Below are 12976 nucleotides of genomic sequence, written 5' to 3'. Positions count from 1 at the left end.
ATTAGTAGTGATTACTTTTAGCAATAATTGTAGGTGGATAGTTATTTTACAGAATAGTAATATCTACGCAGAACAACTACTATGTTGAAGTGGCTTTTGGATTTACATCATATCCAGCTAGATAGCAATAAACAATTTTTAGTTATTTATGAACCGGTATAATAGTGGCTATGCTATAGAATTTCAAGAACCTACTGATAGATCTGGAAAATTGACTATAGAGGTTAGGTGATTAATTGATATTTAGGATGGTTCATTAATAACCGAAGATAATGGAAAAATCAAAATAGAATTAGACGCAGATGGTTGGGAGCAATCCAATCTTCTATTAGTCATCAATAATTAGTCCCACAGATGGCTAGAGCGTTAACTAACAAAACTACCACTAGCAAATCTTCACATAGTTTTATATGATGCGGAGGCTAGTAAAGGATGAAGACTTTAATTTTCCTAGTCAAATTAAAAGTTATCTTGAGATTTATTAATTTAACATATATGTATTATTTTACTTGTTCCTGAGTTTAATTAGGTGCTGCTGTACAGAAGTTTTTTGATACAAAAAATATAGAGATTTAAAATTAACCAAAAAGAAAATAGACGAAGTATAACAGCGAAATTGTAAAATTTAACTTTTTAGAGAGAGGAAAATACATGAGTAATTTTAAAATTACTTATAAAGACGTTTTTATTGAAAAAATTTAGTGATCTAAACCTACCATAAAATGGGCCGGAGATAAGACTCAACTACTTGAAGTACTTATAGAAACAGTTCCAAAAAATATAAAGAATACATTGAGCTTTTTTGGAGGGGGTGCTTTATTCTTTTCACTTTCACCAGAAAATGCTATTGTAGCAGCCAGAAAAGAAGGATTAGCCTTTAATGGGTTTTACAAAAGTGAATAAGAAGGGCTAATTGTAATAACAAAAATCCTGAAATATGTAATAAGGATGTTTAAGAGCAGCAGTTATACTATTGCAAAAAAACTAAAACTCTCCATGGTGACTATATATACAAGGTCTACGTGAGTATGCTCGGGCTGGTTATTTTATTTCTCTAGAACCGCAATATTTACCTATAAGTAAGTACTTAAATTTAAACGTTACACAAAGGCCAACTTTACGAGGAAGATCATCTAGAATTTAGCATTAGTAGTCAAAACATTATATTGAACTAGGGAGTTACGCCCTTTTAACAAATTCAAACCATTCTTTAGTACATGAATTATACAGTGAAATTAATATTAGTGTTCATTAAACCAAAACGAAATATAAACAGTAAAGGAAGAAAAAGAACTGGTTAAAATGTCCTCGTAAAGGTATATCCTAAATCAAACATAAAGGTTGTACCTGATGAAATAAAGCTCTCCCCTCTAAATGGAAAAGCACCCAAGCAATTGGTTTATGAGGAGTAAATCAAACTTACTTAAACGCATATGGGAGTAGCATTACAATTCGAACTTGATGTTGCTGGTATCTTCTCGGGTAGTGGTATTGTCTCAATTAGGTTTAAAGCGCAAGGTAAGGAAGTATATAGTAATGATTATATAGGACTTTCATCTATCTTTACTAAGACTTTAGTCGAGAATAATCAATACAAATTAACTGAAAATGATTTAGACTTGATTTTAACCATGGATGTAGAAATTGATAATTACGTTCCAATAAAATTTTAAAGGACTTTACTCTATAGATGAGGACAATAATTTATTAAACATTTGAGATCTACAATTCCAAAATGAGATAATAAAAATAAACAAGCATTAGCATGTCGGCATTTATTAGAACATTTTTAAAAAGAGGCCCAGAGGCCTTTTACCTAAACAGGTTTAGATAAATATAATGATGATAGTAGAGATTTAAGATTATCATTAAAAGAATATTTTAAAGAAGCTGTAAATATCTATAATGAACCTGTTTTTGGTAACGGTAAAGAAAATAAATCACGCCATGAGCTCATGAAGCTTATGAACGTTTTCTATAAAAAACAGGATAGTATTTAGGTAGTGTCTTATTCTTCTAACTCTTTACATACAAAATCTGAGGTGTTGGATTGTTGGGATATAAAGAAAATGTAGAAGTAGTTTCAATATTCTTTCGATTACCAAGCTAGTAGCGTAGGGTAGAATAAAGATGAGGTGAAGAATATTTGTTTGTTGGGTACTAAAATTTTTTAATAATAAAAACAGCGGTGCTTAGAGCTACTCTTCTTAGCGACGCTGTTTTTATAGAGGAAAGAATGCTAGAAATAGGGTTTACTATTAACTAATGCTCCAAATTGTTGAAGCTAACTTAGATAAAGCATCCTGGCGTAATTCAATTTGCTTAACACCCCATGAATCATAGTTTAATATATCTTGAGTAACTTTAAATTCGGAATTCTTATAATAATTTTTTGTTTTATCAATATAACTTTTATTTGAAGCTCTTTGGTTTAAACTTCGACTCAATAGAGTTAAATTGCCAATTCTATCAACATATTCTTCATACATATCACTATCATTATCTGTAGCTTTTACCCACCAATCATTCGGTTTTTTTGGCATAATATGCTCAACATGGATTTCCTTGGAATTAGTTGATACTACTCTTTCACCTGTTCCTAATGAGTTATCTATTTTTTCTAGTATATATTTTTGAATCTTCTGTTTAGAAATCACAGAATTTGCAAATTCCTTTGAGAATTCTGTATCAGAAGGTTGACGTTTTTTTAACATATCCAAAACATCTTGGACTCCATTATCCCCATTGTCACGGAGTACTTTAGTTACATTGCCAAATATTTTTTCAACTTCACTGGGACTATAACCACAAATAGTAGTAAATTTAAAGACAAACTTTTCGCATGCATCAGCAATTGTTTTCAAATTACTGTTGCTAAGTTTTAATTTCCCTATCAAAATTAAGGAATAAGCTGTTTTATAATTCAATGTATTAATATTTTGTAAACTTTTCACTAATTCATTATCTGACCAGTAACTTAAAGTAGGGTTTTTAATGTTTACATAAATATCAGCACTGGCATTTAACTCTTCAACAAAATTTCTTACAGATACATTTCTTTTTTGTAAATATCTTTTAATTTTTTCATATAATTTTTTATCTGTAACTCTCTCATATTTTGCAAGCCAGTAATGTCTTAAAAATGTGGTTATATTATCTTGATTAAGGGTATTTGTAAGCTCTGTCCAACTTCTCTGAACTGTAGATACTTCAGTTTTGTTCACTTTAGAAAATAAGTGATTCTTTAGTAAATCCGCTGTAGATAGATCCATACCACGATCGTTGAGAGTCTCGAAGATTATATATGCATCAGTATCACTATTAACACTTATACTAATAATTAAGAAACTTTTGGTAAGTAACTCTACTAATTCTAAAATACTATTTAAGTCATTATCATTATCTATTAGGTAATTTTCTACATAAGTTTTTATTTCTAGGTGGGCATTCCAAATTAAATCGTTAGAGGCTCTTCTTCTATTATTAGAGATTTTGCTAAAATCATCTTGTCCTTTTCTACTATCATTATCAATTGGTAATTGTATAAATTCTTGAAAGAATTCTAGATTTATTTCGGATAACGTTAAACGAAATTTATCTTTTCCCCATATGTTTCTCTCTGCAATATAATTCTGATGTATATTAAAAGCCGATTCTTTGTTATTATTTATAATAAGTAAATCTCTAATTGCTGATAAAAATATTGTAATTGTAGTTAACCTTTGTTGGCCATCTATCACTTGCAATAAATCTTTGTTTTCTTCATTAATAACAATCGAACCCATAAAGTATTCTGAGTGGCCCTCTTCTTTTACCATCATTAAATCGTCCCAAAACTGCCTAATTTGATCACTTTTCCATGAATAACCACGTTGGTAAAATGGGATTTCATATATGTATGTAAAAACTTCTTTAACTGTTCTTTTGTGTGCATCAAATGTATTCATAGTGTCCCTCCTATAGTGAGATAGGTTTAGTTTCTTTTACCTATGATAAAATAATAAAATTAATAAAGCAATAAAAATATTGAAGGCTCTAACGTAAAAGTGATGGTTAAGGAGTCCGTCTTTTAAAGCAGCTGTGGGTCAAGCATTAGAAAATCGATTTCATTTTTGTCTGTATATCTATTGGGCTTTAGAAAGAGTACGAAGGTGTTGGTTTTAGTGTTTTTAATTTGGCTAGAGAATAAGCGTTGAAATTTAGTGCGAATAATGGTATGTTTTCTGTTTTTGTAGTAGAATAAAAATATAATTAGTCAAGGTCGAAAGGTGAATAGAAATGACCTATAACCCTAGTAATAATTTAGAGTTTGATTTTAGTAATACAGAAATTGAAAAAATAGAAGCTCCAAAGCCTATATTAAAATGGGCAGGTGGGAAAACACAGCTTTTAAATGTATTGGAAGATGCTAGACCAAAAAGGTTCAATAAATATATCGAACCTTTTTTTGGTGGTGGAGCACTGTTTTATTCATTACAACCATCAAATGCAGTAATTGCAGATAGTAATGAAGAGTTAATTAATTTGTATAGAGTTGTTTCTAGTGAGGTGGAGGCATTAATTGAACGGTTAAAACTAATGCCTAATGATAAGGCCTTTTTTTTATCAACACGTAAAATAGATATTGCAAAACTTTCACCAGTAGAAAGAGCTGCTAGAACGATTTATCTAAACAAAACATGCTTCAATGGCTTATATAGAGTAAATAAGCAAGGGGAGTTTAATGTTCCCTTTGGCAATTATAAAAACCCAAAAATATGTGATGAATCAAGGCTTAGATCGGCTAGTAAGGTATTAAAAAATGCAAATATACTTAATGGTGACTATAAACAAGTTTTAAGAGATTATGCAGAACCTGGCGACTTTGTTTTCTTAGACCCACCGTATTTACCAATTAGTGAGTACTCCGATTTTAAACGTTATACCAAAGAGCAATTTTATGAAGAAGATCATAGGGAGTTAGCTGATGAAGTAAAAAGATTACATGAGTTAGGCTGTTATGTTCTATTAACTAATTCTAACCATCCTTTAGTTCATGAATTGTATAGCGACTTTGAAATAAGTGTCCATCAAACAAAAAGAAATATTAGTAGTAAAGGAAATAAGCGTAACGGTGAAGACGTATTAGTTAAAGTCGAGCCAAAGAAAAATATTGTTGTTGTTCCAGATAAAGTACAACTTTCATCTCAAGTTGAAAAATATCCTAGCACCCGTTTTATGGGGAGCAAGGGAAATTTATTAAGGCATATTTGGGGAGTAGCATCCCAGTTTGAATTTAATAGTGTAGCAGATATATTCTCTGGAAGTGGCATTGTTTCATATATGTTTAAAGCCCAAGGGAAAGAAGTATTTAGTAATGATTACATGGCATTCTCTTCCACGTTTACAAAGGCTTTAGTAGAAAATAATCAAACTGTACTAATAGACAAAGACTTAAATAAATTATTTAATGTAGAAATAAAATTAGATGATTTTGTATCTGAAACTTTTAAAGGAATATATTTTAATGATGAGGATAATGCTTTTATTGACCAATTAAGAATGGCAATACCATTATTAAAAAATAAGTATAAGCAAGCTTTGGCTATGTCTTCGTTGATAAGAGCATGTATGAAAAGAAGACCCAGAGGTATTTTTACTTATACAGGATTAGATAGGTATAATGATGGTAGAAGAGATTTACAATTAACTTTAAAAGAACACTTCTTAGAAGCAGTAAAATTATATAATAATGCAGTTTTTGATAATGGAAAACAAAACAAGTCACGTCATGGAGATGCTATGACCAGTAGACGTAAGGCTGATTTAGTATATATTGACCCACCTTATTATAGTCCTTATTCAGATAATGAGTATGTTCGTAGGTATCATTTTGTAGAAGGACTAGCCAAGGATTGGAAAGGTGTAGAGATTCAAGAAAATACTAAAACGAAAAAGTTCAAAAGTTATCCGACACCATTTAATTCCAGGAACGGTGCCCATGATGCTTTTGATAAGCTTTTCAAGAAACACAAAGATAGCATTTTAATAGTATCATATTCTTCTAATTCCTTACCAACTAAATCGGAAATGCTTGAAATACTATCCAAGTATAAGCAGAACGTTGATGTGGTATCGGTTAACCATAAATACTCGTTTGGTAATCAAAGAGAAAAGGTTGGAAAAAATAAAAATGATGTAGAAGAATATTTATTTGTTGGTTATTAGGGAGTGGAGGATTTAATATGCCTTGGTTAATTGCTGATAATGGAGTAAGAAACCCAAAACGCTTGAAAGATGGTTTGGAAGTTCTTGTGAATTCACAGTTTCATGGTGATTTTAGCAAACATAATGAAGAAGGGATGGCGCTTTTACTCGATCGTAAAGGTGTCATTTCCATACAAACGAATAGTGACAACACTGTTGCTAGGAAATGGAGAGTAAACCTAATCAGATTAGGGTTTATAGACCCAGACACACATATTGTAACCGAAAATGGAAGAAGGTTAATTAATTCTTCATCGCTTCCTGAACAGGAAGAGTGTTTTTTACGTGCTTTATTAGTCCATCAGCTACCATCATCGATACACCCATTACCTGATGGAGATATAGATCAGCCTTTTAATCCATTGCGTATTGTCCTAGAAGTGATAAGTGAATTAAAAAGACGTGGAGAAACTGCTTCAATAACTAAGAATGAGATGGCATCAATAATAATAGTTCACTACAGTATGGACAATATTACTCAATTAGTAGACGAAATAGTAAGTTATAGAAATAAAAGGAATAAAAGTAATATGAAGAAGAAGTTTGATAGAGAGTATAGAGAACGAGCAGCGAGTTTTGAGGGTAGGGTAAATGCAAGCAGTTTAAATTCCTATGCAGATGTAAACATGCGTTACTTAAAGCTTACAGGTCTTTTCGTAGAAGAAGGTATATCTAAACTCAGTATAGCGAAACATAAAGAAACCATTGTTTCACAAATATTAACCACCGAATATCAATCAGTACAAGCAAATAAATATCCATCTACAATAGCTAAAGGTGCATCCTTACCTACTGACAATGAAAATGAAGCTATTAAGGTTATAAAAAGTTTATATCAACTATTACTTCAAAATGGTGAAGATGTTAAGCCGTTACCTAACTTGTTTGAGTTATCTGTTAAAGATTTATCACAGTTACGAATTAAATTAGAAAACCAATGGATAAATACGTTAGAAAAAAAGTATGCAGAAGATCAGGTTAATCAATGGAAAGATATACTTGATTATATGAAAGAACTTCAAAAACCAAATAAAATAGGAAAAAGAGGATCATTAATTCCTAGTGGAGAAGGGCCAGCTTATCTTGAATGGACTATTTGGAGAGCATTTTTAGCGATTAATTCTCTACAAAATTATCCATGGGAAGCAAGAAAATTTACTGTTGATAGGAGCTTTAAACCAGTAAGGCATGCAGCGGGTGGAGATGCCGACATGATTTTTGAGTTTGAAGACTTTGTTTTTGTGGTTGAAGTAACTTTAACAAGTTCTTCAAGACAAGAAGCGGCAGAAGGAGAACCAGTTAGAAGGCACGTTGCAAAGTATGTAGATGATTATGAACTAAAAGGTAAGCGAGTTTATGGGTTATTTATAGCTAATAATATAAATACTAATACTGCTGAAACTTTTAGAATAGGTGTTTGGTATAGAAATGATGATTCTCAACTTTCTGTCCAAATAGTACCTATTACGTTGGAGGATTTTTCAAATCTATTTGAAAAAATATTTAGCGCCCATAAAGGTAGAGAGGCAAGGTTTATTTTAAAACAGCTTTTTAATGATTTACTGTCATTTAGTAATCATAGGGCACCTGATTGGAAAAAACATATGAGTAATGAAATACAAAGAAAAATTCGGGCGATATAATAAAGTTTAGCTTATAAAGCTAGACTTTATTTATATTCTTAAAAATTTCTATTAAAATATTTTTAACCATTATAAGGTCTTTATCATTTTATTTTTCTAATAACATTATTAATTAATCTTTCCTTATCGTCTGAATTTTATGATTCAAAATTGAAGAATTCAGAAATATCAGTATCCAAAGCGTCTGCTATTTTGAACAAGTTTACTACAGAAATATTTCTTTCTCCTCGCTCTAAACCACCAATATATGTATAGTGAAAACCAGACATTTCACCTAATTGTTCCTGAGATAAGGACTTTGATTTTCTTATATCTCTTATCCGATTACCCACTAATTCTAATATATGTGGCGTATTAAACACCTCATAAAAAGTGTAGTCAATAAACTAAAAACAAGTAACATGCTAAAAGGTATTATTTTTTAATAAAATAAGTATGAAAGATGGTGTAATTTGTTTTGAATTCGGCTATTTTCCTAAAAGAGGTGTAAATAATGAGCAAAAAGTAGCGGTGACAGAATAACTGTATCTAAAGCGTGATTAATATTAACACCTTAATATTAGGATATCCAGGGTTTTCATTACTATAATAGTATTAGTAATAAATTCTCTAATTTTTATATTATCTATTTCATTCGTCCCTATTTTACTTGTTTATCACTTTCAAAACTCAATTCTGCTTTAGAAGTAACCTGAGCATCTTCCATTAAAACAAATGTTACAATTCTCCAAACTGTTAAACAATATTTGTAAAAAATTATTATTGTCTAGATATAATTAGTAATTAGTTATGAATCTACATAATCATACTGTTAATGTGTTATCATTGAACTATATTTTAGGTCATGATATTTATGTTAACAAGTTAGAGGTGAGTAAGTTGGTTAATAATGCTAAAACTATACAAATTTTTTTACCTAATGGAAATCCTAGAGGTGTAAAAATTGCTGAAGTTACAAACAGAACTGTTCAAGCTATTTTAATACCCCGGAATGAATTGAATGATGCTAAAAGTAGAGAAGAAATTACAAACGTAGGCTTATACTTTTTATTTGGTAAGGATGAAGAAAAAGCAAAGCCCCAAATATATATAGGTGAAGCAGAAGATTGCTATGAAAGAATAAAGCAACATAATAAAAATAAAGATTTCTGGGACGCAGCAATTGTAATTGTAACTAATAATAAACAGAACCAATTTACAAAAACAGATGTAAAATTTTTGGAGAATTACTCCTATGAGATGTGTAAAAAAGTAAATCGTTTTACTTTGGATCAGACGGTCCCAACAAAATCCTTTGTCCCAGAATGGAGGCAAGCAGATTTATTTGATTTATTCAAAACTATAAAATTACTGTTAGGTACTTTGGGATATCCGGTATTTGATAATTTACGTAATAAACATAAAAATTTTGAAGTTAAGGATGAAATGCTTTATTGTAAAAATAAAGAAATAGAAGCACGGGGTGAATATAATGAAGAGGGTTTTGTAGTGTTTAAGGGATCACAAATGGCATTAGATTTAAGAAACAGCTATAAAAAAGGGGAAAGCTTACGTCAAAAATTAATTAATGAAGGAATTGTTATTAAAAAAGAAAAATATTATGTCTTTGTGAATGACTATCTCTTTAGTTCTCCATCAGCTGCAGCAGGTACTGTAAAAGGAACATCTTCAAATGGGTGGATTGATTGGAAAAATGAGAATGAAATAACTCTAGATGAGTTAAAAAGACAATAAGAAAATTTTTATATCACTTATAGGTAAGTCTAAATTTATTTTTACTTGTTTGATTACGGGAGAATTGGAAAATCAGTTTTTAATGTTCCATATTCCTATATAGGGTATCAGCAATATGTAATGTAAAAAGGCAAGCGAGTGGTCTCTGCATTTTTACAAATACTGTGCCGTTACTTTTGAAAAAGTAGATACTAAAGATATGTATGTTTTGTTGCAGGTACATGAAGAAGTATTTCATCATTATACTGTCCGTTATTATGATGAATAGGAAGTATTTTTTAACTTGGCCACCGAATAATTCAGGGACGCTACTTATCTGTATAATCGTTAAGTGTTAAAATGATTCAAAAGTTGCTTATGTATTTAATTTTGGTGAGCATTATATAAATTATGAAGTATATGGAGAATTAGGGTTTTAACAAAACGAAATTATTCCAAGATAAACATATATAACAAAATTCTTTGAATTTATGTAGTTGTTTGGTAAAATATAACTAACGTCATTAGGTGGCTAACGGAGGCTATATGAACTAATTTAGTTTTAAGTTAGTAAAGGAGAGAAACTCTTCTTACATGAATTTCTCGAGAGGTTGAGCTTATTTTTACTTATAGTTTCCGTGCATTGCCTCTCCTTAAGGAGAGGCTTTTGTTTTATCTAGGGGGAGTGATTTTATGTTAAAAGAAGATTTGGTAGAAGCTATATATAATGTGGCTAGGAGAAAAGCTGCACAACATGAAGACTACCACAACTTCCTAGAATTTGAGTATCAGAGAAATAAAAGAAGGGTAGAAAATATACCTCCGAAGGTTGTTAAAAGACCCGAGCATTGGGAAGTTGATAAAAAGCATAACCCATTTTATGTATTAAAGCATTATAAAAAAATAGGTCATTCAATATTTAATAAACTTACTAAAAATGAATACGAGCCTTTTGATCCATATATAAGATATGTTGATAAAAAAAGCTCTAAGAAGAAGAGACCAGTTTATATTTTTCAAATACCTGATGAAGCAGTTTCCAATTATTTTTATAGTAGATTACTAAATAAAAATAACCATAGGTTTAGCTCGTTTTCCTATGCTTATCGGAATGATAGAAATGTTCATTATGCAATTAAAGATATAGGTTTAGACATAAAGGCAAGCTCGCGTATGTTTATTGCTGAGTTCGATTTTAAAGATTTCTTTGGGTCAATAAAACATGATTATTTAATAGAACAGTTCAGTGAAAACGGATTCTTGATAAGTGATTTTGAAAGAGAAGTTATTTTTTCATTTTTAAACAAGATGGAAAATGGAAAAGGTTTACCTCAAGGAACCTCATTATCTCTATTTTTAGCAAACCTTGCATGTTGGAAATTAGATAAAAGGCTAGAGAAAGAAGGTTTAAGATTTGCTAGATACGCAGACGATACATTTATTTGGTCAGATAGTTATAATAAAATAAGCAAATCACTTGAATATATAAATGAATTTTCTAAAGAAGCTGGAGTAGAAATAAATTTATCTAAATCTGATGGTATTAGTACACTTTCTAAAAAAGGTATGCGCTCAGAATTATTTTCTGATAAACAATATGTGGAATTTCTAGGTTATAAATTATCTAGTGATAATATAATATAAGTATGAAGCCGTCCTCAGAAAATAAAATAAAGAAGCAGCTTAGTTATATTCTCTATAAGAATCTAATACAACCAATAAACGCTAGTGGCCCATTAAGGTCTGTAAATATACCGAGTAATAATGAAGATTTTGATTTTGTGACAGCTATAATGCAGATAAGACGGTACCTCTATGGTAACTTGAATGAGAGAATGTTAAGAAACTATTTAAATGGTTCAAACAAACGATTAAAGTTTAAGGGAATAATGAGTTTTTATCCTTTATTGGATGATGTGGAACAATTAAAACAACTTGATAATTGGTTAATATCTACTATATTAAATGCCTTGAAAAAGAGAAATAAATTACTTGCAAAAAGGGGACTTGATCGTTCTAATCAGTTTCCGTTTAATATGAACGGTCACTCACTTTTAGTTGAGTGTAAAAAAAGACGTATTAAAGGAAAAAAGGGTCTTATGGAAATACCAAGTTTTCTGAGAATTTATAATGCTATAAAGGAAAATGTAGTGACAATAGGTATTGAAGGGACAATGAATCCCAAATCAAACAACTATGATTACTAAAATTGTATTATTTTATATTGAAGATACGGAGGAAAATATTGAAAATAATTCGTGATCCTATTCATAATGTAATTCAATTTGATAAAGAAGAAGACAAATTGCTACTGAATTTAATTGATTCAAGAGAATTTCAAAGGTTAAGGCAAATTAAACAGTTAGGTTTATCAGCATTTACATATCCAGGTGCAGAGCATACACATTCAGCTCATTCTTTAGGTGTAACTCATCTAATGAAAAGATTCATTGAAAAACTGTGTAGTTTAAAAGGGAGTAGTTTCAAAAGCATATAAAAGAACTCAAACAAAACAGAATGCTAGCATTAACAGCAGCTTTATTACATGATATAGGTCATGGGCCATTATCCCGTGCTCTAGAAAAAGCAACAGGGATAAGACATGGAAAGTGGACAATGGCAATAGTTGAAGGGGACGCGGAAGTAAATAAAATATTAAGAGATCATGGAATGGAACCAAGGGAAGTAGTTGAAGTTATTCAAAGAATAAGTCAAAGGCTGTAGTAAAGTTATTATCTAGTCAACTAGATCTAGATACAGATAGAATAGATTATCTAATAAGAGACTCTAAAATGACAGGTGCCGGCTATGGGACCTTTGACCTTGAATGGTGGTTGGGCCTTATACCACTTTACTGTTCATCATAGAAGCAGCATTTACTCCAATTCCAAAAGGACTTAATGTTGAGGGGGCCTATTGAAATCTAAATAGTAAAAATACCAATAACGAGGTCCCCAAGGATCTAAATACATTAATATCGACTAGAATTACTTCGACCACAGCTTCTTATATGTCCATATCTAGTGAACAGAATGCCATAAAAAGAAAGATGAATGAAATTGATAATGATTTAAATGATTTCGTGACTAAGGAAAATATTAAAAGATTAATATTTGAAGAAAAATCACTGCAAAAAATTATGGAAGAAGATGAATATACTTATTTAACAAAAGAACGGTTGGAGCCCCATTTCTACCAGTTAAAAAAGTATCGGTAAACAAATGTTTGAAATGATGGACAGGGTGAAAGAATTAGCTAATTTATTCACTGATATTATAGAACTATTTGACGTTATTAAATATCCTGAAAGAGAAGAATGGTATAAAATTTAAGAAGTATCTAAAAGCAATCAACGAGTGTTTTGGATAGTCTAC

Annotated in this window: 11 protein-coding genes; 9 read left to right on the top strand and 2 right to left on the bottom strand. The window is 30.5% G+C overall.

What is annotated here, in order from left to right; all coding sequences use genetic code 11:
- Positions 1 to 1433 precede the first annotated feature (1433 nt).
- Positions 1434 to 1673, top strand: a complete 240-nt coding sequence (locus tag ACZ5R4_RS12675) for a DNA adenine methylase (RefSeq protein WP_054861304.1) — start codon at positions 1434 to 1436, stop codon at positions 1671 to 1673.
- A 585-nt stretch (positions 1674 to 2258) separates the two neighbouring features.
- Here ACZ5R4_RS12675 and ACZ5R4_RS12670 read toward each other — a convergent pair.
- Positions 2259 to 3947 carry a DUF262 domain-containing protein gene (locus tag ACZ5R4_RS12670; RefSeq protein ID WP_464367428.1) on the bottom strand — a complete coding sequence of 563 codons (1689 nt, stop codon included), beginning with the start codon at positions 3945 to 3947 and terminating at the stop codon, positions 2259 to 2261.
- Positions 3948 to 4278: 331 nt separating this feature from the next.
- Between ACZ5R4_RS12670 and ACZ5R4_RS12665 the strand changes: the two genes are divergently transcribed.
- A complete protein-coding gene (locus ACZ5R4_RS12665; protein WP_464367427.1) occupies positions 4279 to 6207 on the top strand; it encodes a Dam family site-specific DNA-(adenine-N6)-methyltransferase in 1929 nt (642 codons plus the stop codon).
- Positions 6208 to 6224: 17 nt separating this feature from the next.
- On the top strand, positions 6225 to 7889 hold the full coding sequence (locus ACZ5R4_RS12660) for an AlwI family type II restriction endonuclease (RefSeq protein ID WP_464367426.1): 1665 nt from the start codon (positions 6225 to 6227) through the stop codon (positions 7887 to 7889).
- 137 nt (positions 7890 to 8026) lie between these two features.
- Here ACZ5R4_RS12660 and ACZ5R4_RS12655 read toward each other — a convergent pair whose 3' ends face one another.
- Positions 8027 to 8221 carry a helix-turn-helix domain-containing protein gene (locus ACZ5R4_RS12655; protein ID WP_347836451.1) on the bottom strand — a complete coding sequence of 65 codons (195 nt, stop codon included), beginning with the start codon at positions 8219 to 8221 and terminating at the stop codon, positions 8027 to 8029.
- 457 nt (positions 8222 to 8678) lie between these two features.
- Between ACZ5R4_RS12655 and ACZ5R4_RS12650 the strand changes: the two genes are divergently transcribed.
- The 6 genes from ACZ5R4_RS12650 (at position 8679) to ACZ5R4_RS12625 (ending at position 12819) form a co-directional block, all read left to right on the top strand.
- Complete coding sequence (locus ACZ5R4_RS12650; RefSeq protein ID WP_464367425.1) at positions 8679 to 9623, top strand: GIY-YIG nuclease family protein; 945 nt, start codon at positions 8679 to 8681, stop codon at positions 9621 to 9623.
- A gap of 672 nt (positions 9624 to 10295) precedes the next feature.
- Positions 10296 to 11246: a reverse transcriptase domain-containing protein gene (locus tag ACZ5R4_RS12645; protein ID WP_347836455.1), complete on the top strand. Its 951-nt coding sequence runs from the start codon at positions 10296 to 10298 to the stop codon at positions 11244 to 11246.
- A gap of 245 nt (positions 11247 to 11491) precedes the next feature.
- A complete protein-coding gene (locus ACZ5R4_RS12640) occupies positions 11492 to 11809 on the top strand; it encodes a hypothetical protein (RefSeq protein WP_464367424.1) in 318 nt (105 codons plus the stop codon).
- A gap of 38 nt (positions 11810 to 11847) precedes the next feature.
- A complete protein-coding gene (locus ACZ5R4_RS12635) occupies positions 11848 to 12099 on the top strand; it encodes a hypothetical protein (protein ID WP_054861310.1) in 252 nt (83 codons plus the stop codon).
- 20 nt (positions 12100 to 12119) lie between these two features.
- Entirely contained in the window at positions 12120 to 12326 is a 207-nt protein-coding gene (locus ACZ5R4_RS12630; RefSeq protein WP_054861311.1) for an HD domain-containing protein, read from the top strand.
- Between the two features lie 358 nt (positions 12327 to 12684).
- Positions 12685 to 12819: a hypothetical protein gene (locus ACZ5R4_RS12625; protein ID WP_464367423.1), complete on the top strand. Its 135-nt coding sequence runs from the start codon at positions 12685 to 12687 to the stop codon at positions 12817 to 12819.
- Positions 12820 to 12976 lie beyond the last annotated feature (157 nt).

The organism is Gracilibacillus sp. JCM 18860 (genome assembly GCF_055395245.1).
Note: the sequence above shows the minus strand (reverse complement) of the source record. Positions and strands in the feature narration are given on the sequence as shown.

What these genes read in the sequence shown, in the direction of transcription:
- ACZ5R4_RS12675 (WP_054861304.1), top strand. Translation starts at nt 1,434, where the DNA reads ATGGGAGTAGCATTACAATTCGAACTTGATGTTGCTGGTATCTTCTCG.
- ACZ5R4_RS12670 (WP_464367428.1), bottom strand. Translation starts at nt 3,947, where the DNA reads ATGAATACATTTGATGCACACAAAAGAACAGTTAAAGAAGTTTTTACA.
- ACZ5R4_RS12665 (WP_464367427.1), top strand. Translation starts at nt 4,279, where the DNA reads ATGACCTATAACCCTAGTAATAATTTAGAGTTTGATTTTAGTAATACA.
- ACZ5R4_RS12660 (WP_464367426.1), top strand. Translation starts at nt 6,225, where the DNA reads ATGCCTTGGTTAATTGCTGATAATGGAGTAAGAAACCCAAAACGCTTG.
- ACZ5R4_RS12650 (WP_464367425.1), top strand. Translation starts at nt 8,679, where the DNA reads ATGAATCTACATAATCATACTGTTAATGTGTTATCATTGAACTATATT.
- ACZ5R4_RS12645 (WP_347836455.1), top strand. Translation starts at nt 10,296, where the DNA reads ATGTTAAAAGAAGATTTGGTAGAAGCTATATATAATGTGGCTAGGAGA.
- ACZ5R4_RS12640 (WP_464367424.1), top strand. Translation starts at nt 11,492, where the DNA reads ATGAGTTTTTATCCTTTATTGGATGATGTGGAACAATTAAAACAACTT.
- ACZ5R4_RS12630 (WP_054861311.1), top strand. Translation starts at nt 12,120, where the DNA reads ATGCTAGCATTAACAGCAGCTTTATTACATGATATAGGTCATGGGCCA.